Here is a 26,960-nt window from a genome sequence, read left to right as displayed (position 1 = left end):
CGTACGGCTATTCCGAAAGTCAGGTCAGGAATAGCCGCCGCGTGTTGCGAGATTATGCGGGAAGAATTTTTTCCAGCTGGTAGCCGTATTTGTCGCCGTCGGGTATGAACGTCAGCCGATGGGTAATGCACTGCGGCGCATCTTCGGCGTGGTGGGACACAAACAGCAGCTGCGTTTCTCCCTCGCCAATCAAAATATCGACAAAGCGGCGTATCAGCTGCCGGTTGAGCGGATCCAGCCCTTGCAGAGGCTCATCGAGGATCAGCAATGTGGGGTGCTTGACCAGTGCGCGGGCGATTAACGCCAGGCGCTGCTGCCCCCAGGACAAACTATGGAATGGCGCATCGGCGGTGGCGTTATCCATCCCTAACATATGCAGCCATTCGCGGGTCAGCTTCTGTTGACGATCCGAAACGGCCTGGTAGATCCCAATGGAGTCAAAATAGCCCGACAGAATAACGTTTCGCACGGTGGTGCTCACGCGGTAATCCAGATGCAGACTGCTGCTGACGTACCCAATGTGCTTTTTAATATCCCAGATTGTCTCGCCGCTGCCCCGGCGGCGGCCAAACAGCGTCAGGTCGTTGCTGTAGCCCTGCGGATGATCGCCAGTGATCAGGCTGAGTAGCGTTGATTTTCCTGCGCCGTTAGGGCCGACAATTTGCCAGTGCTCGCCGGGATTCACTGACCAGCTAAGTTTGTGCAGGATAGGGCGATCGTTGTATTCCACCACGCCATCGTTAAGCACAATACGAGGCTGGTTTTCCGGCAGCGTATAGCGAGCGGACGGATCGTCAGCTTCCGGGAGCGCCACGCCCGCCAGCTTCTCGCTGTGGGCCAACTGAGCGATGAGCGCCTGCTCAAGTAGCGCCTGCTTTTTACCGCTTTCTGTCAGCGTGCAGTCCGCCAGCACGCCGGCAAATTGCACAAAATCCGGGATTTCATCGAATCGGTTCAGGACCAGAACCAGGGTGTAGCCCTGGGCGCTAAGCTGCTCGAGAAGGCTTGCCAACTGCTGGCGGGATTTCACGTCCAGCCCGTCGAACGGCTCATCCAGGATCAGCAGTTCTGGCTCTGACATCAACGCCTGGCAAAGCAGCGTTTTGCGCGTTTCCCCCGTCGACAGGTATTTAAAGCGGCGAGTGAGCAAATGTTCAATGCCAAACAGCGCGGCCAGTTCGCCGCAACGAGCCTCATCGACCACCTCTTCCTGTATAATTTCTGCGGTGGTGCGACCGGTGTCGTCTTCGTCGGCGCTTAGCATATCGGTGTTATTACGCTGCCATTCGTCGCTGACCAGCTTTTGCAACTGTTCAAAAGAGAGATGAGCAATGAGGGTGAAGCCGCAGTGGCGTTCGCCCTTCATGATGGGCAGGCTACCGGCCAGCGCACGGGCAAGAGCGGATTTGCCGCTGCCGTTCGCCCCAACAAAGGCCCAGCTTTCTCCGGCGCGAAGGGTAAGGTCGTTCAGGGTAAGGGTTTTTATGTCGCTAAGGTGAAACGTACCTTGCGAAATTTGCAACGCAGACATGTTTTATCCCATTTTTTGCAGCGATGAGGCTACAGAAATACGGCGTGTCTGCGCTGATGTCAATGAGAAGCGGACTTTTAGCAGAGTGTCGCGACAATCACCCTGTCTGCATTGAAATATGCTGTGACCTTAGCACCTTCTGCCAGCGCCTGTTGTTCTACGTGGATATTCGGCAGGGTGGCGCACAGCGTCTGGCCATCCGCCAACTGAACCAGCACTTCACTTTGTTCTTTGCCCTGCTCAATGCTGCTGATTTTGCCCGGCAACTGGTTATCGGCATTGCCCGCCGCATTAGCATCAGTGGTGACGTCTATCCACGGCGCTTTGATAAGCACCAATACCTCTTTGCCTTCGTCCAGCCCAAGCCGCTCTGCGCTTTGGCGGGTAATCGCCGCTTTCAGACGAGTTTCACCGTCAGCCAGCAGAATATCGACGTGCTGCTGAACCTGTTCGTCATCGCGTTTAAGTACCGTACCAAACAGCTGATTGCGGGCGCTTGTTTGCAGCGAAAAGCGGGAAATGGCGGCGAGCAGACTGTCTAAAGGCAGGGCATCATCCTGCAGAACATCAAAGGCCTTTTGTTGAATTTGCGCGAGCAGATCGTAAAGCTGAATAAGGCGCTCGCCGTATCGTGTCAGGACGGCACCGCCGCCGCCTTTGCCGCCGGTGGCGCGATCAACCAGGCTTGATTCTGCCAACTGGTTCATTTCGTTAATGGCATCCCAGGCGCTTTTGTAACTGATACCCGCCAGTTTTGCACCCTGGCTAATGGAGCCCGTGTGGCGAATTTGTTTAAGCAGCGCAATGCGTCGCGGGTCGGCGAACAGCCGTTGCTGGAGTTTCAGCGTTAATAAAATTTCAGCCTGCATAGTTTCTCCGCGCCGCAAACCGGCTCAGCGTTTCCCTTTGTAATCATGGGGAAAATTATATCAGCTCGCCGCCAGGGGACAAATCGTTCCTGATTGAGCACAGCGATTTCATGGTTACTGTTCGATTATATCGAATTAATAACCAGTTTTTGTCTGTTTATTAGATTTTAATTTTTATTAACCCGGTCTTATTCAGAGATTAATTTCATTAAAAGAATAGTTTCATCGTGTCATTACCTTTATTATCCCTGCCGTACATTGGATGACAGCACAGACATTTGTCGGGATTGGGGGCAACTATGAGTACGTCGACAACAAAAGGAAATGAGGCAAAAGATAACCGCTTACTGAACGGTTTTCTTAACGCCATCGAAAAAGCTGGTAACCGACTGCCGGAACCCGCGCTGATTTTCTTCTATTTTTTACTGGTTGTGATGGGGCTGTCCGCCGTGCTGTCACAGCTGGAGTTTGACATCGTTAATCCGGTAACGCAGCAGGCCGTGCAGGTCAATAACCTGCTTTCCGCCGAGGCGTTAACGCTTACGCTTTCTACGATGGTGACCACTTTTACCAGCTTTGCTCCTTTAGGCATTGTTCTGGTGGCGATGCTGGGCGTCGGCGTTGCCGAAAGCTCCGGCTTTATTAACGTTGCGCTGAAAAAAATGCTGCGCGTTACGCCGAAAAAACTGCTGACGCCGATGCTGATTTTTGTCGCTATGTTTAGCCACGTCGCGGCGGATGCGGGATATGTGCTGGTGATCCCTCTCGGTGCCATTATTTTTATGTCTGCCGGGCGCCATCCTTTGGTGGGGATCGCGGCGGCATTTTCCGGCGTATCCGGTGGCTTTGCGGCCAATATGGTGCCAACGGGGAACGACGCGCTGCTGCAAGGTTTCACCCAGGCCGCGGCTCAGCTGCTCGACTCAACGTATACCGTGAACACGCTGTGTAATCTGTTCTTCGGGATCGGCTCAACAATATTGATTACTCTCGTTGGCTGGTGGGTGACGGAGAAAATCGTCGAGCCCCGGGTCAGTAAAATGGCGGTTGATGGCGACTTTAAGCATGATGAAGATATGTCCAGCGTCACGCCAGAAGAGAGCCGGGCATTCCGTCGTGCGGGGCTGGTGATGCTCCTTAGTTTGCTGGGGCTTGCCGCTGTCGCCTGGCCTGAAAGCTCAACGCTGCGCAGCCCTGAAGGCGCGTTAACCGACTTCGGCGCGCCTATCATGAAGTCAATCGTGCCGCTTATCTTCCTTATTTTTATCCTGCCGGGCATTGTCTATGGTTTTGCGGCAGGTACCTTTAAATCGGGGAAAGACGTCATTGGGGCGATGAACGACTCAATGAGCAAAATGGGTTCTTATATGGTGATGGCGTTTTTCTGTGCGCTGTTTATCAAAGCCTTCAGCGATTCGAATATTGGTACGCTGGTGGCGCTGGCGGGGGCGGACGGCCTGAAAGCCATGGCGCTGCCGGGAGAGGCGACAATCATCGGTATGGTGCTGCTGACGGCGCTGGTTAATCTGCTGATTGGTTCGGCTTCGGCAAAATGGGCGCTGCTGTCGCCTATTATGGTACCGATGCTTATGGCCGTTGGGATATCGCCAGAGCTTACGCAGGCGGCATTCCGCATCGGTGATTCTTCCACAAACATTATCACGCCGATGATGGTGTTCTTCCCGCTGATCGTGATTTACTGCCAGCGCTATGTGAAAGGCGCTGGCGTGGGCACGCTGGTGTCGATGATGATGCCTTATTCTATCGCCTTCCTGGTGAGCTGGAGCCTCTTCCTGCTGGTATGGTGGGGGCTTGAAATGCCGCTTGGTATTGCGGCACCTTATACCTGGTCAGCCGGATAAGCCGAGGCGGGCGGGCAAATGGCACAAAAGGAGAGTGCGTTTTTCTCAACTGACGCTAGAATAATCACTCTCGCTTTTGCCGGAGGCAACTATGTTCGAGTTATTGAAAAGCCTGGTGTTTGCCGTGGTCATGGTGCCGGTTGTGATGGCAGTGATCCTCGGTCTCATCTACGGATTGGGTGAAGTGTTTAACGTCTTTTCAAAAGTCGGTCATCGCGACCAACAGCCGAAACAGCATCACTGATTCCCTGAAGGCCCGGCATTTGCCGGGTTTTCTCTTTCTGCCGCCTTAGCGCCCTCTACATACGCTCTTTCCGTTGATCTCCGTCAAGAACTTTAAAGCCCTTCTTCTTTCTGCCGATAAATTCTGTATCTTCCGCATTGCAATCGTTATATTTCACGTTACATAACGAAACAAACGGAGTGAAAACATGAATCAACGTTGGGTTCGCCTCGCCCTGGGTGCGGCATTATCTGTTTCTCTGGCAGGCCAGGCACTGGCTGAAAGTAGTAAAATTACCGTCTTTGCGGCGGCGTCGTTAACCAATGCGATGCAGGATATTGCCACGCAATATCAGAAAGAGAAGAAAGTTGAGATTGCTGCTTCTTTTGCCTCTTCTTCCACGCTCGCTCGCCAGATTGAAGCGGGGGCGCCGGCCGATCTTTTTATTTCTGCCGATCAGAAATGGATGGATTATGCTGTTGAGAAAGACACCATCAAAACGGACACTCGCGAAACGCTACTGGGTAACAGCCTGGTTGTCGTCGCGCCAACCGCCAGCAAGCAGGGCGACATCACCATTGATGCGAAAACCGACTGGGCATCGCTGCTGAAAGGTGGCCGTCTGGCCGTGGGCGATCCCGATCATGTTCCTGCGGGGATTTACGCCAAAGAGGCGCTGCAAAAGCTGGGCGCATGGGACAGTTTATCCAGTAAACTTGCTCCGGCGGAAGATGTCCGTGGTGCGCTGGCGCTGGTTGAGCGCGACGAAGCGCCGCTGGGCATCGTTTACGGTTCTGACGCCGTCGCTGGAAAAGGCGTAAAAGTCGTGGGCACCTTCCCGGAAGATTCCCACAAGAAAGTGGAATACCCGATTGCGATTGTGAAAGGCCACGATAACCCGTCAGTGACCGCGTTCTATAGCTATCTGAAAGGACCGGAAGCGGCGAAAGTCTTCCAAAAATACGGATTTACGACGAAACAATGATATTGAGCGATCCCGAGTGGCAGGCGGTACTGCTAAGCCTAAAAGTCTCATCTATTGCGGTACTCTTCAGCCTTCCTGTCGGGATCTTCTTTGCCTGGGTGTTGGTTCGTTGCCGCTTCCCGGGCAAAGCCTTGCTCGATAGCCTGATTCATCTTCCCTTAGTCCTGCCGCCGGTGGTGGTGGGCTATTTGCTCTTGGTGGCTTTTGGCCGTCGCGGTTTTATTGGTGCCTGGCTGTATGACTGGTTTGGCATTACCTTCGCCTTTAGCTGGCGAGGGGCGGTGCTGGCGGCGGCGGTTATGTCTTTCCCGCTGATGGTCAGGGCAATCCGCCTTGCGCTGGAAGGGGTTGATCTCCGTCTTGAGCAGGCCGCCAGAACGCTGGGCGCAGGGCGCTGGCGTGTCTTTTGCACCATTACTTTGCCGTTAACGTTGCCGGGTATTATTGCGGGTACCGTGCTGGCCTTTGCCCGCTCGCTGGGCGAGTTTGGCGCGACAATTACTTTTGTGTCCAACATTCCCGGTGAAACCCGAACGCTGCCTTCGGCCATGTATACCCTGATTCAAACCCCCGGCGGAGAAAGCGCCGCCGCACGTTTGTGCCTGATCGCTATCGCGCTGGCGATGGCCTCGCTGCTGGTGGCCGAATGGCTGGCGAGAGTCAGCCGCAAGCGTATGGGGGCAAACTGATGCTGGAACTTAACTTCGTTCAGACGCTGGGTACGCACCGGCTGGAAATCAACGAAACCCTGCCGGGCCAGGGCATCACGGCTGTTTTTGGCGTTTCTGGGGCAGGGAAAACCTCATTAATCAATGCGATTAGCGGCCTGACTAAGCCGGAGAAGGGGCGTATCGTGCTGAACGATCGCGTTCTGAGCGATGCCGAAAAACAGCTTTATCTGCCGCCGGAAAAACGCCGGGTGGGCTATGTCTTCCAGGATGCGCGCCTGTTCCCGCACTACCGAGTTCGCGGCAATTTAAAATACGGCATGGCAAAAAGCATGGCCGGCCAGTTTGATAAGCTGGTGGCATTGCTCGGCATCGAAGAGTTGCTGGAGCGTTTTCCCTGGAGCCTTTCCGGCGGTGAAAAGCAGCGTGTTGCCATTGGACGGGCACTTCTGACCGCGCCGGAACTGCTGCTGCTGGACGAGCCGCTAGCCTCTCTGGATATTCCCCGTAAACGTGAATTGTTACCTTATCTCCAGCGGCTCGCCCGCGAGATCAATATTCCCATGCTGTACGTGAGCCACTCGCTGGAGGAAATCTTACATCTGGCGGATAAAGTGCTGGTGCTGGATGCGGGAAATGTTAAAGCGTTTGGTAACCTTGAAGAGGTTTGGGGCAGCAGCGTGATGCATCCGTGGCTGCCTAAAGAGCAGCAAAGCAGCGTGCTGAAAGTGACCGTGCTCGAGCATCATCCTCATTACGCTATGACGGCGCTGGCGCTTGGCGATCAGCACCTGTGGGTGAACAAAATCGACAAACCGGTGCAGGCCCCACTGCGCATTCGCATCCAGGCTTCTGACGTCTCGCTGGTGCTTCAGCCGCCGGTTAACAGTAGTATTCGTAACGTGCTGCGGGCAAGGGTTGCCCAGTGCTTTGACGACGAAGGGCAGGTGGAGGTTCAGCTCGAAGTGGGCTCCCGCACGCTGTGGGCGCGCATCAGCCCCTGGGCCCGGGACGAACTGGCGGTAAAACCCGGCCAGTGGCTGTATGCGCAAGTGAAAAGCGTGTCGATCGCAACCTGATTACAGCACGTACTTATAAAGCGTTTCGGCGATTCCGGTTTCCAGATTCGTGCCGATAGTTATATCGGCGCGGGATTTAATTGCGTCGTCAGCATTGCCCATGGCCACGCCCATCCCGGCGCTTTCCAGCATGCTCAGATCGTTGTAGTTGTCACCGAACGCAATCACCTGATCCATGGCCAGACCCTGAGACGCTACCCACTGAGCCAGACGGGCGCCTTTACAGTTGCCTCGCTGGGCGACGTCAACCTGATCGTGCCACGACCACTCGCAGGAGAGATCCAGTTCGCGCTCTACCTCAACGGTAAACTGCTTGAGCTTAGGAATATCTGAATCCGTCAGGGCGAATTTCCAGATAGCCTCCACATCCTGAGCCGCCTCTTTGAGTGAAGGCACGCTACGGAAAACCGGCCGCTGCTGTTCAGGTAATGATTGCGCCCAGGTTTGGGTGCGGGCGACGTGGGCCTTGACGTGTTCTGAGCTTTCGAGATAAAGCATCGCATCGTCGACGTACATCAGGCCATGTACCCGGTGAGCTGCCAGTAAATCCACCATTTGTGCGGCCTGCTCCGGGCGAAGAGGATCGGACGCCAGAACCTTTTTTGCATGATAATCATACAAATAAGTGCCATTACAGCAAATTGCAGGTGTATCCAAAGCCAGTGCCTGATAAAAAGGATGTATGGCGACATGATGGCGACCCGTTACGATAACCACTTTCACGCCCGCTTCGCGAGCTTGCTGAAGGGCCGTAATGGACTCCGGGAGAATGGTTTTTTGCGGGGTCAGTAGGGTGCCATCGAGATCGAGAGCAATTACGCGATAACTCATTTAGGGTTCCAGTCATTATTCATAAGGTTCGTTCCGATGGTACACCGCTCACGCTATAGCGCAAAATAGCTCGCGCCGTGAGCCGGCCTTATGATGCTTACTTACGACGTCAGGAGGAAAGTAAAGTCATGAAACAGACAGTTTATACCGCCAGCCCGGAAAGCCAGCAGATCCACGTCTGGACGCTGCATGCCAGCGGTGAAATGACCCTTGTGCAGGTGGTTGATGCCCCAGGGCAAGTTCAGCCGATGGTTATCAGCCCGGATAAACGCTTCCTTTACGTTGGCGTGCGCCCCGAGTTTCGCGTAGTGGCTTACCGCATTACGCCGGATGATGGCTCTCTGACAGAGGCTGGCGTGGCACCTCTGCCGGGCAGCCCAACCCACATTTCTACCGATCGCAAAGGCCGCTTTCTGTTCAGCGCGTCATACAACGCGGCAAACGTGGCGGTGATTAGCCTTGAAAACGATGGCCTGCCGGGCGAAACCGTCGATGTGGTTGAAGGGCTGGACGGCTGCCACTCAGCGAATATTTCCCCGGATAACCGCACGCTCTGGACGCCTGCGCTGAAGCAGGATCGTATCTGCCTGTTCACGCTGTCCGATGACGGCAAGCTGGTGGCGCAAACGCCTGCTGAGGTCACGACGGTTGAGGGCGCAGGCCCGCGCCACATGGCATTTCACCCGAACCAGCAGTATGTGTATTGCGTGAACGAGCTGAACAGCACCGTTGATGTCTGGGAACTGCGCGACCCTCACGGCAAAATTGAATGCGTGCAGACGCTGGACTTTATGCCGCCAGGTTTCACCGGTACCCGCTGGGCTGCCGATATCCACATCACCCCGGACGGTCGCCATCTTTATGCCTGTGACCGCACCGCCAGCATCATTACCGTCTTCAGCGTTTCCGAAGATGGCAGCGTGCTGAATATCGAAGGCTACCAGCCTACGGAAGAGCAGCCTCGCGGCTTCAACGTTGACCACAGCGGTAAGTACCTGGTTGCCGTTGGGCAGAAATCCCATCATGCCGCCGTGTACAAAATTAACGGCGAGCAGGGGCTGCTGGAAGAAAAAGGCCGCTACGCCGTCGGGCAGGGCCCAATGTGGGTTGTGATTAACGCGCACTGATTGTCAGCCATAAAAAAACCTCGCCGCGGCGAGGTTTTTTCTTACTGAACTAAAAATTACTTCTCTTCGACGACCGGGCTGCCTACACCACGGTTATTGAACTCCCACATGCGGTTGAAGCTCGGGTCATTCAGATCGCGTTTGATCGCGCCTTTATCGTCTTTGGTGCCAATGTTGCCCGCGAACGGACGCTTGGACTCCAGCGCATCGCCCCACGGTTTAGCCGTGTTGAAACCTTCGTTGATCACGCTGTCGCGGATCACAACCTGGCCATTTGCGGCCTGGCCTAAATCCCATGAGCGACCCAACTGAGCGTCACCGGCTGCGGTAAAGCGGCTGTTGATTGCCAGGAAGCCGTAGTAGATGTTTGGCAGCGTGGCTGGTGCGAACACGGAACCTTCTTTGGTGCGGCTGTTCACCAGGCGGAAATCAGTGTTATCAAACACCACGGCACCGCGGCCTGCGACCACATCCACATCACCTTCAATGTAGCTGTTGGTTACCAGCGTACGCGGCTGACGATTGGTCAACATGCGGTTCTGAACATCGCTGTTGGTGACGAAGAAGGTGTTCTGGCGGCCCAGCAGGTGAACGTTATTCAGCTGTACTTTATCGCCATCGCTGCGCAGCGCCACGGCCTGGTGATTGCCGGCGTCCACGCTGTCACCCAGGGTGTTCTGGATGGTCAGGTTCTGGAGCTGCAAGCCATTATTCTGTGACCAAACGGCAGCGGAACACATCACGCCCACGGTCGCGCCGCGGCGGCTCTGGCAGTTATCGAACATGTACCAGGCGGGTTTCCCTGGCATGTATTTCCCGCCCGGGTTAACGGTGCGACGCCAGGTTGTCGGGTCGATTTCAGAGTCCAGCGTCAGGCCGATTTTGACATCATCTGCGTTGCCGGAAGTACCGTACAGCGTCACGCTACCGGAAGCCGCAGGAATATACACCGTACCTTCATATTGACCCGGCATGATGGCGATATACAGGCGAGAGCTGCTGTGCTTGATAATAGCAGCGTCCACCGCGGCCTGGACTGATGTGTGGGTGACGCCAGGCGTACCGGCAGGGCCAACCACGAAATCAGGCTGCTGAGGCGTGCGAATCGAGGACGGCGTCCACGGGGCTTCATTTGGGTTCATCGCGGTGAAGTAGCGCGCTGCCACAAAATTCTGTGCTTCGTCAGCCGCCAGGATCGGGCGGGACTGGGTTCCCGGCGCCACCTGAGTAGACGGTTTGTCCTGGGGTGGGGTTGAGCTACATGCACTCAGCGCCACGGCGAAAGCCAGGGCTGCGGCGCGACGAGAAACCGATAATGTGTTCAAGGTTGCTCCTTGCTGTACGGTGGAATAGAGGGTTATTTCAAAACCTGCTTTTTATACTAAGTTGAGCGAAACGGGAAGCCGATTTGTGCAAATCGGCTTCAGAAAGGGGGGTGAGGGTATTTTTCGGCGATGAAAAAGCGATTTGTTATTCTTTTTCTACTTCGTACTGACCGTTTTTTTTGCGAATAATATATTTGTGGTCATCATCGCAGGAGACCGTAAGTGAACCTCCGAATGCGGCGGGGTACACGCTGTTCACGGTATCGCACTGATAACCCGCCTGGCGAATCACTGACTGTGTCTCCGCCTTTAGCTGGGGCGAGCCGGTATCGGCCAGGGCGCTGCCTGCCATCAGGCAGAAGCTGAGTACAACGGTTCTCTTCATTTCTGTCTCTCTGTGATGTGAATCTGGTGAAAGGTTAATCGGCAGCGAGACGGGAAGGGATTAATAACTTAACTGGATTTATTTGAGTAAATTCATTCCAGAAATCGATTAGCGGAAGGGCAGACCAGGCCGGCAAGCGATACCGACCCGGTTGAAACAGAAACTAGTGGAAAAACTCAGGATTTTTTACCGCCTGCGCGACGGCCACAATTAATTTATCCAGCTGTTCAGGGCCGATGATATAAGGCGGCATCAGGTAGATCAGGCGGCCAAACGGCCGGATCCACACGCCCTGTTCGACAAAGAAACGCTGCAAAGCGGCCATATCTACAGGCCGGCGTGTTTCCACCACGCCAATAGCGCCCAGTACGCGCACGTCGGCTACGTTTTCGTTCGCCGTCAGCGGCAGCAAACCTTCCCGAAGCTGCTGCTCAATCGCCAGAACCTGCTGCTGCCAGTCTCCTTCCGCCAGGAGCGCCAGGCTTTCACTGGCAACCGCGCAGGCGAGCGGGTTCCCCATAAAAGTTGGGCCGTGCATAAAGCAGCCGGCTTCACCGTCGCTGATGGTTTCTGCGACATGGCGGGTGGCAAGTGTTGCGGAGAGCGTCATTGTGCCGCCGGTTAGCGCTTTGCCGAGACACATAATATCCGGTGAAATATCCGCGTGGTCGCAGGCAAACAGTTTCCCGGTGCGGCCAAAACCTGTCGCGATCTCGTCGGCGATCAGCAGAATCCCCTCCCGGTCGCACATGCGGCGGAGGCGGCGCAGCCATTCAGGGTGGTAAAAACGCATGCCCCCCGCGCCCTGGACGACAGGCTCCAGAATAACGGCGGCAATCTCTTCGCGATGTGCAGCCATCAGGCGGGCAAACGGCACGATATCCATTTCGTTCCATTCATCACCAAAGCCGCACTGCGGAGCAGGGGCAAAAAGATGCTCAGGCAAATAGCCCTGCCACAGGCTGTGCATCGAGTTATCAGGATCGCAGACTGACATCGCACCAAACGTATCGCCGTGATAGCCATTGCGGAAGGTCAGAAAACGCTGGCGAGGCTGTCCCCTGGCGTGCCAGTACTGCAGCGCCATTTTCATGGCGACCTCAACGGCGACGGAACCGGAGTCCGCCAGAAACACACATTCCAGCGGGTCAGGTGTCATCGCGACCAGCTTGCGGCACAGCTCAACGGCAGGTGGGTGCGTAATACCGCCGAACATCACGTGTGACATGCTATCGATCTGTCGCTTCATGGCCTGATTCAGTCGCGGGTGGTTGTAGCCATGAATAGCCGCCCACCAGGAGGACATGCCGTCGACGAGCATGCGTCCGTCAGCCAACTGCAGCTCACAGCCCGCCGCGGCCACAACGGGATAAACCGGGAGCGGCTGGCTCATCGAGGTGTACGGGTGCCAGATATGTCGCTGGTCGAACGCTAAATCATCAGGGGTCATAGGGTGACTTGTAAACCATTTGAAAAACATTTAGGTTTACGAGTATAACGTCAATCGATTTCCCATAACACCCCTTTTGGAGAGGCCCCATGGCTCACCACGCACGCTGGACAATGTCGCAGGTCACTGCTTTATTTCAAAAACCTTTGTTGGATCTGTTGTTTGAAGCGCAGCAGACGCATCGCCAGCATTTCGATCCCCGACAGGTACAGGTCAGCACCTTGCTGTCTATAAAAACCGGTGCTTGCCCGGAAGACTGTAAATATTGCCCACAAAGCGCCAGATATAAAACAGGCCTGGAGTCTGAACGCCTGATGGAAGTTGAGCAGGTGCTGGACTCCGCCCGCAAGGCTAAAAACGCAGGTTCGACACGTTTTTGTATGGGGGCCGCCTGGAAGAACCCGCATGAGCGCGATATGCCTTACCTTGAGCAGATGGTGCAGGGCGTTCGCGCTATGGGGCTGGAAACCTGTATGACGCTCGGTACGCTAACCAATGAACAGGCGCAGCGCCTGGCCTCCGCTGGGCTGGACTATTACAACCACAATCTGGACACCTCCCCGGAATTTTACGGCAACATCATCACGACCCGAACCTATCAGGAACGTCTGGACACGCTGGATAAAGTTCGTGATGCAGGGATCAAAGTTTGCTCCGGTGGGATTGTCGGCCTGGGCGAAACCGTCACCGACCGCGCCGGACTGCTGCTGCAATTAGCGAATTTGCCAACGCCACCAGAAAGCGTCCCTATCAACATGCTGGTGAAAGTGAAAGGCACGCCTCTGGCGGATAACGAAGACGTGGATGCCTTTGATTTTATTCGTACCATCGCGGTGGCCCGCATCATGATGCCAACCTCCTACGTGCGCCTTTCCGCAGGCCGCGAGCAGATGAGCGAGCAGACGCAGGCAATGTGTTTTATGGCCGGTGCAAACTCTATTTTCTACGGCTGCAAACTGCTGACGACGCCGAACCCAGAAGAGGACAAAGATCTGCAGCTGTTCCGCAAGCTGGGGCTTAATCCGCAGCAAACCACCACCGAAATGGGTGACAACGAACAGCAGGAGCAGCTCGCCGGGCAGATCCTGAACGCCGATACCGACAATTACTACAACGCGGCGGCGGTATGAGCTGGCCACAGCGAATCTCCGGGGCTTTAAGCGAACGGCGGACCAGCGCCAGCCTTCGCACCCGACAGGCCAATACGCTCGGTAACGGGCGTATTTTTTCGGCCAACGGTCGGGAATATTTGAATTTTTCCAGCAACGATTATCTGGGACTGAGTCATCACCCGCAGATTACGGAGGCCTGGCAAAAAGGCGCGACGCAGTTCGGCGTTGGCAGCGGCGGGTCTGGCCACGTCACGGGGTATAGCCGTGCACATCAGGCGTTTGAGGAACAGCTGGCGGATTGGCTCGGCTTTGAGCGAGCGCTGTTGTTTATCTCCGGCTACAGCGCAAACCAGGCGGTGATCTCCGCGCTGGCGCAAAAAACGGACACGCTTATCGCCGATAAACTTTGCCATGCCTCAATGATGGAAGCGGCGATGCAAAGTCCGGCTCAGCTACGCAGATTTCATCACAACGACGTTCAGGCCCTTGCCACGCAGCTCGGTAAACCGCATGAAGGTGAACGGCTTGTCCTGACCGAAGGCATCTTCAGCATGGACGGGGACAGCGCGCCGCTGGCTGAAATAGCACAGGCAACAAGACAAGCAGACGGTTGGTTAATGGTCGACGACGCGCACGGTATTGGTGTCCTCGGCAAAGAGGGGCGTGGCAGTTGCGATCGGCAAAAAATCAAACCGGATATTCTTGTCGTCACCTTTGGCAAAGCGTTTGGCGGCAGCGGTGCGGCGGTATTGTGCGACGAAGACGTTGCAACTTACCTGCTGCAGTTTGCCCGCCACTTGATATACAGCACCGCGATGCCGCCGGCGCAGGCCGTGTCGCTTCAGGCCGCGTTAAAGGTGGTTCAGCATGGCGATGAGTACAGAGCAAGGCTTGCTGAAAATATTCTGCGTTTTCGGCAGGGTGCTGCCCGACTCTCGCTGAATCTGGCGGATTCAGGTAGCGCGATACAACCTCTGATTGTGGGGGAGAATCAGCGCACGCTGGATCTCGCCTCCCGCCTGAAAGAGCGGGGCTTCTGGTTAACAGCCATTCGCCCGCCTACCGTTCCCCCCGGCAGCGCCCGCCTGCGCATCACCCTTACGGCCGCGCATACTTCTGGCGACATAGACGCATTGCTGGAGGCGCTTTATGACGCAGCTTGTTGATAAAGCCGCCGTCGCCGCAGCGTTTAGCCGGGCGGCAGGCAGCTACGAGCGTTTCGCCGAGCTGCAGCGTATCTGCGGTGATAACCTGCTGGCCGAGCTGGAAAACCGCCGTGCCGTAAGCGTGCTGGATGCAGGCTGCGGTACCGGCTGGTACAGCCGAATTTGGCGGGACAAAGGAAGCGAAGTGCTGGCGCTGGACATCTCGAAAGCGATGCTTGAGCGGTGCCAGCAAACCCAGTCGGCGCATCGCTTTCTTGAGGGGGATATCGAGTCTATTCCGCTGGCGGATGACCAGGTGGATCTGGCCTGGAGTAATCTTGCCGTTCAGTGGTGCAGCGATCTGCAGCAAGGCTTATCCGAGCTTTATCGCGTGACGAAACCGGGTGGGTGCATTGCGTTCAGCACGCTTGCGGCAGGTTCACTGTCTGAACTGCGCGAGGCCTGGCGTGGGGTAGACGAACGGGCGCATGCCAACCAGTTTTTATCCCTGGCCGAAATTGACCAGGCGTGTCGCCCATGGCGTTACGTATTAACCAGCCGCACCGTCAGCCAGCGTTTTCCTGACGTCATGAGCGCCATGCGTTCGCTAAAAGGCGTTGGGGCAACACACCTGCACGATGGTCGCAAAAACACTCTGCTGACGCGTGGGCAACTGCAGCGGCTCAGCGAAGCGTGGCCCCGGCAAGACGGGCAGTTCTTTCTTAGCTGGCAGATAATTTTTGGAGTAATTGAACGTGATTAAAAAATGGTTTGTGACCGGCACCGACACTGAAGTTGGGAAGACCATCGCCAGCTGCGCGCTGCTTCAGGCGGCGAATACTGCGGGGTATCGCTCTGTGGGCTATAAGCCTGTGGCCTCTGGCAGTGAAATGACCCCTGAAGGCATTCGCAACAGTGATGCGTTAGCGCTGCAGCGCAATAGTTCGGTTAAATTGCCGTATGAGGAGATCAATCCGTTGGCTTTTCTTGAGCCGACCTCCCCGCACATCATTAGTGCTGAAGAGCAGCGCCCCATTACTTTTTCTGCTATGTCTGAAGGTCTAAAGAATCTTACCGGAAAAGCCGACTGGGTTCAGGTTGAGGGGGCTGGAGGCTGGTTTACCCCGCTGTCTGACACCACGACATTTGCCGAATGGGCCATCAGCGAGCAACTGCCGGTTATTTTAGTGGTGGGCGTGAAACTTGGCTGCATTAATCATGCAATGCTCACGGTACAGGCGGTGCTGGCCGCCGGTTTACCGCTGGCGGGCTGGGTAGCAAACGGTGTTCAACCCGCAGGAAAAAGGCATGCGGAATATCTTGCCACGCTCAAACAGCGGCTGCCGGCCCCGCTGCTGGGGGAAATTCCCTGGCTTAAGGGTATCAGCGATCAAACCGAGCTTGGTCACTACCTCGATCTCTCCGTTATTACGATCTAAGCCGCAAGGCGACTGCAACAAAAGCCAGGCCCGCAGCAAAGCCTCGGGCTGGCTCCCGCTTTAACCTTTTCCCCACAGACAAAGATTCATTCCAGGCTGCAACGTCTATAGAGTATTTCATACTTTTAGTTGTCATATGACAACCTTTTATGAGATGCTTTTTTAGCCGGAGGAGATATGGCCAGAAAACGGCACCCGCAAAAAGAGATAGAGGCGGCATTAAGCTACGCAGAATGCCAGGGTTGGCGGGTCAAAGAGGGCGGTTCGCATTGCTGGGGAAAAATGTATTGCCCCTGGAACGATAAAACATGCCGGTGCGGCGAGTTTTGTATCAGCTGTGTCTGGAGCACGCCTCGCAACGCAGAGAACCATGCCAGACAAATTCGCAGGCTTGTGGATGGATGCGCCAATAGGGCATCACGTAGCGTCCTGCATTAACAAGGAGAAGGCTCCATGGCGGAATACACGTTCACGCTTGTTTTTACTCTACCAGAAGGGAAAAAAGATCCGGAGAAGTGGGTTGCTGCTCTGGGCGCAGGAGGGTGTGATGATGCCCTCGTTGGCATCGGTGTGACGGGGCGTATTGCTCTGAATTTCATCCGCGAGGCCGACACAGCAGAAGAAGCCTTACTGAGCGCGCTGAAGGACGTTTCAGGCATTATTCAAGGCGCGTTATTGGTTGAAGCTGCCCCTGATTTAGTGGGGTTGAGTGACGTAGCGGAACTGCTAGGGGTGTCCCGGCAGTATATTCGCAAAGTTATGGTTTCCCGGGAGGCGTTTCCAGCGCCGGTACATGACGGGAAAACTGCACTATGGAATCTCGACGCTGTTTTACGCTGGATGAACAGTTCTGGCGTGAAGTCCATACCTTCGCCTTTGCTGGATATCGCGAAAGTGACGCGGCAGTGCAACCTGCATCGGGCGATGACGGAGCTCAACCCGGTTTTTCAGGAAAAATTGAAAAATTTGTAGTAGAGACTGCGTTCAGGGATCTAACCAGCCCGCCACGAGCTTGTCGTCCAGCTGGGAGACATTCCCTTGCGCGACATTTCGGCCTTTATGCAACAGGCAAAACTTGTCTGCAACCCGGCGTATAAAAGGCAGCCGCTGTTCGACCAGTAAAATGGTCAGGCCGAAGTCGCGGTTTAAGCGCCGGATGAGGTTGCCCATTTCTGTGATAAAGCGGTGCCCTCCGCCGAGAGTGGGTTCATCCAGTATCAGCAGTCTGGGCTCTAAAACCAGTGCCCGGGCAAGCGCTAACTGTTGCTGCATATCCCCGCTAAGTTCGCCGCTTTTTACCTGCCGAAGGCTATAGAGCTCGGGAAAAAGGTCATCAATCAGCGCAGGAATGACCCGGGGTCGATGATGTCCCGCCATCATCGCTATCTGAAGATTTTCCTCAACGCTAAGCTGGGAGAAGATGCGCCTGTCCTGGGGAACGTAGCCGATCCCAAGCGCAGTTCTGCGCTCCACGGGTTTATTCACCAGGTCTTCAGGCGGCTGTCCCGCCTGTTGCCACAGCATACTGCCGCTTTGTACTGGCAAATAGCCGGTAATGCAGTTTACGAGCGTGGTTTTGCCCTGCCCTGGCGCGCCAAGCACGCAGGTGCATTCTCCCGGGGTCAGCTCGAGGTCGAGGTTCCACAGTATGTGGTGGTCACCGTAAAACTGATTAACAGCACGTAAGCTAAGCATGGCTCATCTCCTGGGTTGGGGAGTCGTTTCCCTCCTGGATATGCTGCAATTAGCTTGCCAGCTTGGTGATAATGCCTGAAAGCATCACGCTATTCAGGATAAAACTGAGTATCGGTTTCCTGAAAGGATAAAGCCGATGCGCAAGATGAGATCTTGCTGCACTCGACGGGTGCTAAAAAGTACGAATTTGGTGCAATAAAATGCCTTTTAACCTCAGGATATATCTCGATTTCGGGATCTTGCTCAATATGGCCGGGTATAGCGAAATCGAATGAATAAAAGCAAAAAAATTAGCGAAATTTTTTTTTCGCCCCTGGCACAGGAAGATCAGGGATTTTTCCGAGTGGCTAAGCAAAAGGGCTTGCTGCAGTTATCCACCATTCCTGTGGATAACCTTGTGCATTAGAGTTAGAAAACTTGACGAAAGCGAGAGCGGGCGCGGCCTGCGGCCAAATTGGCGCGAAACCGGTCTTTGTGAAATATTCATTTGAATTCAAGTTGTTAAATAAAAGCAACAGCTGCAATAAAACTGTCAAACATTCGGCCCGAGGGATCCTTACCTCCCTTGACAAATGTTAAAAGGCGAAAAAATTTGGGGATAACCGGTCGTGGCTGGAGATTTATCTGGTGAAGGGGCAAATTCTGGGCAAACAAAGTGGCAAAAAGCAGTCGTTAGCAGGCGTAGTAAAAATGAGAACTGGTGTTTTATACAGTTTTTATACTGGCAAAAATCCCGCTGCCGGGTAAAATTACTCTCCGGCCCGCTCGTTTCTTCATCAGGTAGCCCGTTCATGAGTAAAGCGTTCAAACTGAATTCCGCATTTAAACCTTCTGGCGACCAGCCTGAAGCAATCCTTCGCCTGAAAGACGGGCTTGAAAACGGGCTGGCGCACCAGACGCTGCTGGGCGTAACGGGATCGGGTAAAACCTTCACGGTAGCAAACGTGATAGCCGACCTTCAGCGCCCCACGATGGTACTGGCGCCAAATAAAACGCTGGCGGCGCAGCTTTACGGTGAAATGAAAGAGTTCTTCCCGGACAACGCCGTTGAGTTTTTTGTCTCTTACTACGATTACTATCAGCCTGAAGCTTATGTGCCAAGCTCGGACACCTTCATTGAAAAAGATGCGTCGGTGAACGAACACATTGAGCAGATGCGTCTGTCGGCGACCAAAGCGTTGCTTGAGCGGCGGGACGTCATCGTGGTGGCATCCGTGTCGGCGATCTACGGTCTGGGTGACCCGGACCTGTACCTGAAGATGATGCTTCACCTGACGAAGGGTATGATCATCGATCAGCGGGCGATCCTGCGCCGTCTTACGGAGTTACAATACACCCGCAACGATCAGGCATTCCAGCGCGGTACGTTCCGCGTAAGAGGGGAGGTGGTCGATATCTTCCCGGCTGAATCAGACGATCTTGCGCTGCGCGTAGAGTTGTTCGACGAAGAGGTTGAGAGGCTGTCGCTGTTCGATCCACTGACCGGGCAAATCGATCAAACTATTCAGCGTTTTACTATTTACCCTAAATCGCACTACGTTACGCCGCGCGAGCGTATTGTGCAGGCGATGGAAGATATCAAAGTTGAGCTGGCCGAGCGCCGCAAGTTCCTGCTGGAAAATAATAAACTGCTGGAAGAGCAGCGAATTGCCCAGCGTACCCAGTTTGATCTCGAGATGATGAACGAGCTGGGTTATTGTTCGGGCATTGAAAACTACTCGCGCTTCCTCTCCGGGCGAGGGCCTGGCGAACCGCCCCCAACGCTTTTTGACTATCTTCCGGCAGATGGCCTGCTGGTGGTGGATGAATCCCACGTCACCATTCCGCAAATTGGCGGCATGTATCGTGGCGACCGCGCCCGTAAAGAAACGCTGGTGGAATATGGTTTCCGCCTGCCGTCGGCGCTGGACAACCGCCCGTTAAAATTTGAAGAGTTTGAAGCGCTGGCCCCGCAGACCATCTACGTTTCAGCGACGCCGGGCAACTATGAGCTGGAAAAATCTGGCGAGGACATCGTTGACCAGGTTGTTCGTCCTACGGGGCTGCTCGATCCGGTGATTGAAGTGCGTCCGGTGGCAACGCAGGTAGACGATTTGCTTTCTGAAATTCGTAAACGTGTGGCCATCAATGAACGCGTGCTGGTGACGACATTAACCAAGCGGATGGCGGAAGACCTGACTGAATATTTAGAGGAGCATGGTGAACGTGTACGCTACCTGCACTCGGATATCGACACCGTGGAACGCATGGAGATTATCCGTGATTTGCGCCTCGGTGAATTTGACGTTCTGGTGGGGATCAACCTGCTGCGAGAAGGTCTTGATATGCCGGAAGTGTCGCTGGTTGCCATTCTGGATGCGGACAAAGAAGGTTTTCTACGTTCCGAGCGCTCGCTTATTCAGACCATCGGCCGTGCGGCGCGTAACGTTAACGGTAAGGCGATTCTCTACGGTGATAAAATCACGCCGTCAATGGCCAAAGCGATTGGTGAAACCGAACGCCGCCGTGAGAAGCAGCAGCGCTACAACGAAGAAAATGGCATTACGCCGCAGGGCCTGAACAAACGAGTCGTGGACGTTCTGCAGCTTGGCGAAGGCATGGCGAAGACCAAAGGGCGGGTTAAAACCAAAGCACGCAGCGTGATTGAAGATGATGAAGTTGTGCTGACGCCGAAAGCGCTGCAGCAGAAAATTCATCAGCTTGAAGCGAATATGCTGGAACACGCGCAAAATCTGGAGTTTGAAGAGGCGGCGCAGATTCGCGACCAGCTTCACAAGCTGCGCGAACTCTTTATCGCCGCCTCATAAGCGGCGAGGTTTACCCGAGCTGCTGCACGGCCTGTTCGAGGGCTGCCCGCAGCAGCTGGCGGTCGTGGCGATACCGAATGTCACTGGCTTCCAGCGGCTGTTGAATAACCAACCTGTCGCCCACTTCGCTGGCCTCAACGTGTGGGCCAACCAGCACGGCATCGATAACGCGTTTTCCGATATGCTGCTCCATCAATTCAAGCTTTTGGCGCAGGGAAAGGCTGGCTGCGGCAGGGCTTAGCTCTTTGCCCAGGTTGCCGATATACACCATCGGCGCTGGCGTGCGGCGCAGCGCCTGATCCATCTCTTCAAGCAGCAAAATCGGCATCAGGCTGGTGTAAAAGCTGCCGGGGCCAATCAAAATTAAATCGGCTTCAGCGATGGCTTCTAAGGCTTCACGCGTGGCCGGGACTTTCGGGTAGACCGCCAGATCCTGCGGTGGATTGAGCAACTGGTCGATACTTACTTCGCCATACACGGCGTTGCCCTGGTCGTCGGTAGCCATTAAATCGACCGGATGCTCCGACATCGGAATCAGCTGCGCATCGACCTTTAGCAGGTTGCGAATTAAATTGATTGCCTCCAGCGGGCGCACGCTGAGGTGATCCAGCGCCTTTAACATTAGATTTCCGAGGTTATGGCCTGAAAGTTCGCCGTTACCGCCAAAACGATACTCAAACATTGTTGATGCCACGCTTGGTTCAGTGATCAGCTGATTCAGGCAGTTGCGCATATCTCCCCAGGCAATCCCGCCCTCAGAGCGTCGAATACGTCCGGTTGAGCCGCCGTTGTCGGTGGTGGTGACGATGCCGGTTAAACGTGAGCCGAGGGATGAAAGGGATGACATGACGCGACCCAGGCCGTGCCCACCGCCCAGCGCGACAACCCGATCAAGATCTGCAAGCGTGCGATTACGCATAGAAAAGATAATCCTTAAGAGGCATACAGGCGCTTAAGGTAGCGTAAAAGCGCCAAAAAGACGATTCTTGCTCTGTGGATAATGATACATATCAAAGTAAAAGTTAGCTTTTTAAGTACTCTGTAGCGAAATTAAGCAATTATCTCGTTATGTATAGATTTATATAGCGAAAACTGATATAGCGCGAAGCCAGATGTCGCGCTACTATCGCAGTAACACACACTCAAGCCATGGTACCTAAGTCACAAGATAAGGTGCCCTGGCCGCAGCCCCTGAGGTTGCCAGGGTGCAGGAAGAAATGACTGCATCTCCCGTATTTGGAAAGGTGTATTCAGTGTCCCAGCTTACCGATGCTTTTGCGCGTAAGTTCTATTACTTGCGCTTATCAATTACCGACGTCTGCAACTTTCGCTGCAGCTATTGCCTGCCCGACGGCTATAAGCCGCACGGCGTGGCCAATAAAAGCTTCCTCAACGTCGATGAAATTCGTCGCGTTACCCGGGCTTTTGCTGCTCTGGGTACCGAAAAGGTGCGCCTGACGGGCGGGGAACCTTCTTTGCGCCGCGACTTTACCGAAATCATCGCCGCGGTGCGTGAAAACACGTCTATTCGCCAGCTTGCGGTGACGACCAACGGCTATCGCCTGGCCCGGGATGTTAACGCCTGGCGTGATGCGGGGCTGACCGCCCTGAACGTTAGCGTCGACAGCCTGGACGCTCGTCAGTTTCATGCCATTACCGGCCAGGATAAATTTCGGCAGGTGATGGATGGCATTGACGCGGCTTTCAACGCGGGGTTTGAGCGAGTAAAAGTGAACACCGTGCTGATGCGCGACGTAAACCACAATCAGCTCGAGACCTTCCTTGCCTGGATCAAACCTCGCCCCATCCAGCTCCGCTTTATTGAGCTGATGGAAACCGGCGACGGCGGCTCGCTTTTCCGCAAACACCATATTTCCGGTAAAACCATTCGCGACCAGCTGCTTGAGCGAGGCTGGGTTCACCAATTGCGTCAGCGCAGCGATGGCCCTGCCCAGGTGTTCTGCCATCCCGACTACAAAGGCGAAATCGGGCTCATCATGCCGTATGAGAAAGATTTCTGTGCCAGCTGCAACCGGCTGCGAGTTTCGTCCGTCGGTAACCTGCACCTCTGCCTGTTTGGCGAGCAGGGAATTGCGCTGCGGGATCTGTTGGCGGATGACGCCCAGCAAAGCGAACTGGAGGGACGTATCTCTTCTGCGCTGGCGCAGAAAAAGCAAACCCATTTCCTGCATGACGGTAACACCGGCATCACCCAAAATCTGTCGTATATCGGCGGCTAGAGCCTGCCCACAAGGAGAATATCGATGAGTCAGGTAAGCGCAGAGTTTATCCCGGCACGTATTGCTATTTTGACGGTGTCCAGCCGTCGTGGTGAAGATGACGACACTTCGGGTCATTATCTGAGTGAAGTCGCCACGGAAGCGGGGCATCAGGTGGTAGACAAAGCTATCGTCAAAGAAAACCGTTATGCCATCCGGGCCGCAGTTTCGCAGTGGATTGCCGATGAGCAGGTTCAGGTGGTGTTGATCAACGGCGGCACCGGGTTTACCGACGGAGACCAGACGCCGGAGGCGCTTCTCCCGCTGTTTGACCGGGAAGTTGAAGGTTTCGGCGAGCTGTTTCGTATGCTCTCCTTTGAAGAGATTGGCACCTCTACGCTGCAGTCACGCGCCGTTGCGGGCATGGCGAACAAAACGCTGATTTTCGCCATGCCGGGCTCAACGAAGGCCTGCCGAACCGCCTGGGAAAATATCATTCAGCCTCAACTGGATGCCCGTCAGCGCCCGTGCAATTTCCACCCACATATTAAGAAGTAAGTTATGTCGCATTTGACCCATATTAACGCCGCCGGGGAAGCACATATGGTGGACGTGTCCGCCAAGGCTGAGACGGTTCGTGAGGCCCGCGCCGAAGCGTTTGTGACCATGCAGCCGGCAACGCTGGCGATGATTGTTGACGGCAGCCACCACAAAGGTGACGTTTTTGCCACCGCACGTATCGCGGGGATCCAGGCCGCTAAACGCACCTGGGAACTGATTCCGCTGTGCCATCCGCTTTTACTGAGCAAAGTAGAAGTGCAGCTTGAGGCTCAGACTGAGCAAAACCGAGTTCGCATCGAGTCCGTGTGCCGCCTGACGGGAAAAACCGGCGTAGAAATGGAGGCATTAACTGCGGCCTCCGTCGCCGCGTTGACCATTTATGACATGTGCAAAGCCGTACAAAAAGACATGGTCATCGGCCCTGTCCGTCTGCTGGAAAAGAGCGGCGGAAAATCCGGCGATTTTAAGGTGGCAAACGATGCTTAATGTTCTGTTTTTTGCCCAGGTACGCGAACTGGTCGGCTGCGACAGCCTGGCGCTGGATGAAGCCTACGGCGATGTGGAGCAACTGCGTGCGGCATTGGCCGACAGAGGCAGCCGGTGGGCGCTGGCGCTGGAGTCCGGCAAGCTGCTGGCCGCGGTCAATCAAACGCTGGTGAGCTTTGATCATCCGCTGGCGAAGGGTGACGAAGTGGCCTTTTTCCCACCGGTGACCGGAGGTTAAGTGGACAGCACCCGTATTATTGTTGGCCGCGAGAATTTCAACGTCGGCGAAGAGTATCAGTGGCTTTCTCAGTGCGATGAAGACGGTGCGGTCGTGACCTTCACCGGTAAAGTTCGCAATCACAACCTTGGCGACAGCGTTAGCGCCCTGACGCTTGAACATTATCCGGGCATGACCGAAAAAGCGCTGGCTGAAATTGTCGCCGAGGCCAGAAGCCGTTGGCCGCTGCAGCGCGTGACGGTGATTCACCGCATCGGCGAACTGTGGCCAGGCGATGAAATTGTCTTTGTCGGCGTGACGGGCGCGCACCGCAGCTCAGCGTTTGAAGCCGCCCAGTTCATCATGGATTACCTGAAAACTCGCGCCCCGTTCTGGAAACGTGAAGCGACCGCCGAAGGCGACCGCTGGGTCGAAGCCCGGGACAGCGATAAGCAGGCGGCTAAACGCTGGTAGGCTACGCGGTCTGCGGGATGTGTTAATCTTAAAGCGGGTGAGCCAAACAGCTCGCGTCAGAAGTTTAATTCACAACACAGAGGAAGCATCATGGACCGATTCCCGCGTCCCAATGAGACTATCGTGCAGCGTGCCAATACGGGCCTTCAGACCTTTATGGCGCAAGTTTACGGCTGGATGACCTGCGGTCTACTTTTAACCGCCTTTATCGCGTGGTACGCGGCGAATACCCCGGCGGTGATGGAGTTTGTCTTCTCCAGTAAAATCACTTTCTTTGGTCTGATCATCGTTCAACTGGGGCTGGTCTTTGTGCTCTCCGGCATGGTGCACAAGCTGAGCGCTGGCGTGGCGACGTCGCTGTTTATGCTTTACTCGGCGCTGACCGGGTTGACCATGGCGAGCATTTTCCTGGTTTATACCTATTCGTCCATCGCCAGCACATTTGTGGTGGCAGGCGGGATGTTTGGTGCCATGAGCCTCTATGGCTATACCACCAAACGTGACCTGAGCGGCTTCGGCAACATGTTTTTTATGGCGCTGATCGGGATTGTACTGGCTTCGCTGGTTAATTTCTGGCTGAAAAGCGATGCGCTCATGTGGGCCATCACCTACATCGGCGTGGTGGTTTTTGTGGGCCTGACCGCATACGACACGCAGAAACTGAAAAACATCGGCGAGCAAATTGATACCCGCGACGCGCAAATGCTGCGTAAGTACTCAATTCTGGGTGCCCTGACGCTGTATCTGGACTTCATCAACCTGTTCCTGATGCTGCTGCGTATCTTCGGTAACCGCCGCTAATCTATATATTCCCTCCCCTTCGCGGGGAGGGAGTTTTCCCCGCAGTTTTGCTTTTCCTCGCGCGACTTTTACCTGCCTGAACGGAAATAAATTGCAATATCTGTCACAAAAAGGGGGCGTATTGAGGAAATTTCCGTACACTTGCGTACTCTGATTAACAGGAAGAAATACTCCAGGAGATAAAGCATGAAGTGGCAACAACGTGTAAGAGTGAGAACCGGACTGGGTTGCTGGCAGATTATGCTGCATCTTGCGGTGGTCGCTGCGCTGCTCGTTGGCTGGAAAACCGCGACCCTGATCCCCGTGGGCGTAGGGCTGTGCCTGCTTTATGTCGCCACTGTGGTGCTGATGTTTATCTTCCAGCGTTTTCACACCGGTTTGCTGCGCGATATAGGTGATTTTCTTGAAGAGCTGACTACTACATGGTATTTCGGCAACGCAATGATTGCGCTGTGGCTACTGTCTCGAGTGGTACAGAGTCACCTTCTTCTGGCGCTCGCCGGCCTGGCAATGCTCGCCGGGCCAGCTATCTTCTCTCTGCTCGCGAAAGACAAATCACGCAATCTTACGCCTAAACATCCAGTACGCCGCTGAACCCGTTGTGGCCGCAATCACCAGCAGCGGCCACAAACTCTGCCAGACAATCCCAAAGCTCGCATCCTTCAGGTAAATCTGCTTGGTGATATCGGTAAAATGACGAATCGGGTTTATCCACGTCAAATCCTGCAGCCACACCGGCATGTTTTCCACCGGTGAGACATAGCCGGAGAGCAGGATCGCCGGCATCATAAAGACAAACACGCCAATAAACGCCTGCTGCTGGGTTGAGCAGAGGGCGGAAATCAGCAGCCCGAACCCCACCAGAGACAGCCCGTAGATAATCATCGTGAAGTAAAACAGCAGCAGCGAGCCGGAGAAGGGGATGTGGTAGCCCCAAATTCCTACCGCCAGCACAATGGTGGCCTGCACCAACGCGACAATCTGCGCGGGAACCGCTTTGCCAATAAAGATTTGCCAGGTGGCCAGGGGCGAAACCAACAGCTGATCGAGCGTGCCTTGCTCGCGTTCCCGGGCCACGGAGAGGGACGTTACAATCATCACGCCGATGGTGGTAATCATCGCAATCAGCGACGGCACCACAAACCATTTGTAATCGAGGTTAGGGTTATACCAGTTGCGAATAGTCAGCTCGCTGTTGTTGGGTTTTGGCAGGTCGGTCATCAGCTCTTGCTGATAGTTATTGACGATTTGCTGGAGGTAATTCGCGGCAATCTGCGCGCTGTTTGAGTTACGCCCGTCGAGCAGAATCTGCAGCTTCGCCGGATTCTGACTGGCAATATCGCGCGAGAAATTTGCCGGGAAACGAATCAGCAGCAGGGCTTTTTGGTTGTCTATCGTCGGCTGTATTTCCTGCGGGCTTTTCAGCAGCAGCACGTGGCTGAAGGCGCTGGCACGGGCAAAGCGCTGGGTCAGCTCAATCGAATGGTTACCGTTGTCTTCGTTATAAATAGCGATGGTGGCATTGGTGACCTCAAGCGTGGCGGCAAACGGGAACAAAAGCACCTGCAGCAGCACCGGCAAAATCAGGATGGCGCGGGTCTGCGGCTCGCGTAGCAGCGACTGCAGCTCTTTGCGAATCAACGTCCATAAACGATAAAACATGCTTTCT

29 protein-coding genes and 1 riboswitch are annotated in these 26,960 nt (G+C 54.9%); of the genes, 20 read left to right on the top strand and 9 right to left on the bottom strand.

Annotation, left to right across the window (positions count from 1 at the left end; translation table 11 throughout):
* Positions 1–52: 52 nt before the first annotated feature.
* Both modF and modE read right to left on the bottom strand, forming a co-directional pair.
* Positions 53–1,531 carry a molybdate ABC transporter ATP-binding protein ModF gene (gene modF, locus ACREYP_RS16165; RefSeq protein ID WP_498880987.1) on the bottom strand — a complete coding sequence of 493 codons (1,479 nt, stop codon included), beginning with the start codon at positions 1,529–1,531 and terminating at the stop codon, positions 53–55.
* Positions 1,532–1,608: 77 nt separating this feature from the next.
* Complete coding sequence (gene modE, locus ACREYP_RS16160) at positions 1,609–2,400, bottom strand: molybdenum-dependent transcriptional regulator (RefSeq protein WP_008456206.1); 792 nt, start codon at positions 2,398–2,400, stop codon at positions 1,609–1,611.
* 299 nt (positions 2,401–2,699) lie between these two features.
* On the opposite strand from modE, the gene ACREYP_RS16155 reads away from it, so the two are divergent.
* The 5 genes from ACREYP_RS16155 to modC all read left to right on the top strand — a co-directional run bounded on the left by ACREYP_RS16155 (position 2,700) and on the right by modC (position 7,217).
* On the top strand, positions 2,700–4,262 hold the full coding sequence (locus ACREYP_RS16155) for an AbgT family transporter (RefSeq protein ID WP_166995322.1): 1,563 nt from the start codon (positions 2,700–2,702) through the stop codon (positions 4,260–4,262).
* Between the two features lie 91 nt (positions 4,263–4,353).
* Positions 4,354–4,506: an AcrZ family multidrug efflux pump-associated protein gene (locus tag ACREYP_RS16150; protein ID WP_008456213.1), complete on the top strand. Its 153-nt coding sequence runs from the start codon at positions 4,354–4,356 to the stop codon at positions 4,504–4,506.
* A 187-nt stretch (positions 4,507–4,693) separates the two neighbouring features.
* The gene (modA, locus tag ACREYP_RS16145; protein ID WP_008456214.1) at positions 4,694–5,470 is read left to right on the top strand and encodes a molybdate ABC transporter substrate-binding protein; all 777 of its coding nucleotides are present in this window, start codon (positions 4,694–4,696) and stop codon (positions 5,468–5,470) included.
* Complete coding sequence (modB, locus tag ACREYP_RS16140; RefSeq protein ID WP_008456216.1) at positions 5,467–6,159, top strand: molybdate ABC transporter permease subunit; 693 nt, start codon at positions 5,467–5,469, stop codon at positions 6,157–6,159. The genes modA and modB overlap by 4 nt, the downstream gene beginning before the upstream one ends.
* Positions 6,159–7,217 (top strand): molybdenum ABC transporter ATP-binding protein ModC, encoded by a 1,059-nt coding sequence (modC, locus tag ACREYP_RS16135; RefSeq protein ID WP_336709390.1) that lies wholly within the window; start codon positions 6,159–6,161, stop codon positions 7,215–7,217. Before modB ends, modC begins: the two co-directional genes overlap by 1 nt.
* On the opposite strand, the gene ACREYP_RS16130 is transcribed toward modC, so the two are convergent.
* Positions 7,218–8,048: an HAD family hydrolase gene (locus ACREYP_RS16130; protein ID WP_498880986.1), complete on the bottom strand. Its 831-nt coding sequence runs from the start codon at positions 8,046–8,048 to the stop codon at positions 7,218–7,220.
* A gap of 128 nt (positions 8,049–8,176) precedes the next feature.
* Here ACREYP_RS16130 and pgl point away from each other — a divergent pair, with 128 nt between their 5' ends.
* The gene (gene pgl, locus ACREYP_RS16125; RefSeq protein WP_008456226.1) at positions 8,177–9,175 is read left to right on the top strand and encodes a 6-phosphogluconolactonase; all 999 of its coding nucleotides are present in this window, start codon (positions 8,177–8,179) and stop codon (positions 9,173–9,175) included.
* Positions 9,176–9,231: 56 nt separating this feature from the next.
* On the opposite strand, the gene ACREYP_RS16120 is transcribed toward pgl, so the two are convergent.
* From ACREYP_RS16120 to bioA, 3 genes are all read right to left on the bottom strand, one after another.
* On the bottom strand, positions 9,232–10,500 hold the full coding sequence (locus ACREYP_RS16120) for a putative acyl-CoA thioester hydrolase (RefSeq protein WP_008456229.1): 1,269 nt from the start codon (positions 10,498–10,500) through the stop codon (positions 9,232–9,234).
* Positions 10,501–10,645: 145 nt separating this feature from the next.
* Entirely contained in the window at positions 10,646–10,885 is a 240-nt protein-coding gene (locus ACREYP_RS16115; protein ID WP_008456230.1) for a hypothetical protein, read from the bottom strand.
* A 163-nt stretch (positions 10,886–11,048) separates the two neighbouring features.
* Positions 11,049–12,335, bottom strand: coding sequence for an adenosylmethionine--8-amino-7-oxononanoate transaminase (gene bioA / locus ACREYP_RS16110; protein WP_008456232.1), 1,287 nt, complete (start codon positions 12,333–12,335; stop codon positions 11,049–11,051).
* An 89-nt stretch (positions 12,336–12,424) separates the two neighbouring features.
* Between bioA and bioB the strand changes: the two genes are divergently transcribed.
* The 6 genes from bioB (at position 12,425) to ACREYP_RS16080 (ending at position 17,003) form a co-directional block, all read left to right on the top strand.
* Positions 12,425–13,465: a biotin synthase BioB gene (gene bioB, locus ACREYP_RS16105; protein ID WP_008456235.1), complete on the top strand. Its 1,041-nt coding sequence runs from the start codon at positions 12,425–12,427 to the stop codon at positions 13,463–13,465.
* A complete protein-coding gene (gene bioF / locus ACREYP_RS16100; RefSeq protein WP_213716672.1) occupies positions 13,462–14,613 on the top strand; it encodes an 8-amino-7-oxononanoate synthase in 1,152 nt (383 codons plus the stop codon). The genes bioB and bioF overlap by 4 nt, the downstream gene beginning before the upstream one ends.
* Positions 14,597–15,355, top strand: a complete 759-nt coding sequence (gene bioC / locus ACREYP_RS16095) for a malonyl-ACP O-methyltransferase BioC (RefSeq protein ID WP_498880985.1) — start codon at positions 14,597–14,599, stop codon at positions 15,353–15,355. The genes bioF and bioC overlap by 17 nt, the downstream gene beginning before the upstream one ends.
* Positions 15,348–16,031 carry a dethiobiotin synthase gene (gene bioD / locus ACREYP_RS16090; RefSeq protein WP_008456251.1) on the top strand — a complete coding sequence of 228 codons (684 nt, stop codon included), beginning with the start codon at positions 15,348–15,350 and terminating at the stop codon, positions 16,029–16,031. The genes bioC and bioD overlap by 8 nt, the downstream gene beginning before the upstream one ends.
* Before the next feature lie 177 nt (positions 16,032–16,208).
* Positions 16,209–16,469 carry a hypothetical protein gene (locus tag ACREYP_RS16085; RefSeq protein ID WP_071530474.1) on the top strand — a complete coding sequence of 87 codons (261 nt, stop codon included), beginning with the start codon at positions 16,209–16,211 and terminating at the stop codon, positions 16,467–16,469.
* 15 nt (positions 16,470–16,484) lie between these two features.
* Entirely contained in the window at positions 16,485–17,003 is a 519-nt protein-coding gene (locus ACREYP_RS16080; RefSeq protein WP_008456254.1) for a helix-turn-helix transcriptional regulator, read from the top strand.
* Positions 17,004–17,015: 12 nt separating this feature from the next.
* On the opposite strand, the gene ACREYP_RS16075 is transcribed toward ACREYP_RS16080, so the two are convergent.
* Positions 17,016–17,726, bottom strand: coding sequence for an ABC transporter ATP-binding protein (locus ACREYP_RS16075; RefSeq protein ID WP_213716680.1), 711 nt, complete (start codon positions 17,724–17,726; stop codon positions 17,016–17,018).
* A gap of 791 nt (positions 17,727–18,517) precedes the next feature.
* On the opposite strand from ACREYP_RS16075, the gene uvrB reads away from it, so the two are divergent.
* Complete coding sequence (gene uvrB / locus ACREYP_RS16070; RefSeq protein WP_166995346.1) at positions 18,518–20,533, top strand: excinuclease ABC subunit UvrB; 2,016 nt, start codon at positions 18,518–18,520, stop codon at positions 20,531–20,533.
* Between the two features lie 10 nt (positions 20,534–20,543).
* On the opposite strand, the gene yvcK is transcribed toward uvrB, so the two are convergent.
* Positions 20,544–21,452 (bottom strand): uridine diphosphate-N-acetylglucosamine-binding protein YvcK, encoded by a 909-nt coding sequence (gene yvcK / locus ACREYP_RS16065; protein WP_008456260.1) that lies wholly within the window; start codon positions 21,450–21,452, stop codon positions 20,544–20,546.
* Positions 21,453–21,660: 208 nt separating this feature from the next.
* Positions 21,661–21,795: riboswitch (molybdenum cofactor riboswitch) on the top strand.
* On the opposite strand from yvcK, the gene moaA reads away from it, so the two are divergent.
* The 7 genes from moaA to ACREYP_RS16030 all read left to right on the top strand — a co-directional run bounded on the left by moaA (position 21,751) and on the right by ACREYP_RS16030 (position 25,885).
* Positions 21,751–22,773: a GTP 3',8-cyclase MoaA gene (gene moaA / locus ACREYP_RS16060; protein WP_166995348.1), complete on the top strand. Its 1,023-nt coding sequence runs from the start codon at positions 21,751–21,753 to the stop codon at positions 22,771–22,773. Its footprint overlaps the riboswitch before it by 45 nt.
* Before the next feature lie 24 nt (positions 22,774–22,797).
* Positions 22,798–23,310 carry a molybdenum cofactor biosynthesis protein B gene (gene moaB / locus ACREYP_RS16055; RefSeq protein ID WP_008456265.1) on the top strand — a complete coding sequence of 171 codons (513 nt, stop codon included), beginning with the start codon at positions 22,798–22,800 and terminating at the stop codon, positions 23,308–23,310.
* A gap of 3 nt (positions 23,311–23,313) precedes the next feature.
* Positions 23,314–23,799 (top strand): cyclic pyranopterin monophosphate synthase MoaC, encoded by a 486-nt coding sequence (gene moaC, locus ACREYP_RS16050; protein ID WP_008456267.1) that lies wholly within the window; start codon positions 23,314–23,316, stop codon positions 23,797–23,799.
* A complete protein-coding gene (gene moaD / locus ACREYP_RS16045; protein WP_008456269.1) occupies positions 23,792–24,037 on the top strand; it encodes a molybdopterin synthase sulfur carrier subunit in 246 nt (81 codons plus the stop codon). The genes moaC and moaD overlap by 8 nt, the downstream gene beginning before the upstream one ends.
* A complete protein-coding gene (gene moaE, locus ACREYP_RS16040; protein WP_008456271.1) occupies positions 24,038–24,490 on the top strand; it encodes a molybdopterin synthase catalytic subunit MoaE in 453 nt (150 codons plus the stop codon).
* Between the two features lie 90 nt (positions 24,491–24,580).
* Entirely contained in the window at positions 24,581–25,291 is a 711-nt protein-coding gene (locus ACREYP_RS16035) for a Bax inhibitor-1/YccA family protein (protein ID WP_498880984.1), read from the top strand.
* Positions 25,292–25,477: 186 nt separating this feature from the next.
* On the top strand, positions 25,478–25,885 hold the full coding sequence (locus ACREYP_RS16030; RefSeq protein ID WP_008456275.1) for a YbhQ family protein: 408 nt from the start codon (positions 25,478–25,480) through the stop codon (positions 25,883–25,885).
* Here ACREYP_RS16030 and ACREYP_RS16025 read toward each other — a convergent pair.
* On the bottom strand, positions 25,847–26,953 hold the full coding sequence (locus tag ACREYP_RS16025; RefSeq protein WP_498880983.1) for an ABC transporter permease: 1,107 nt from the start codon (positions 26,951–26,953) through the stop codon (positions 25,847–25,849). The two genes, ACREYP_RS16030 and ACREYP_RS16025, sit on opposite strands and share 39 nt — an antisense overlap.
* Between the last annotated feature and the right edge of the window lie 7 nt (positions 26,954–26,960).

Source organism: Enterobacter sp. TMH.L2, assembly GCF_050847315.1.
Classification (GTDB): Bacteria; Pseudomonadota; Gammaproteobacteria; order Enterobacterales; family Enterobacteriaceae; genus Cedecea.
This window is presented reverse-complemented; position numbering and strand designations above follow the sequence as displayed.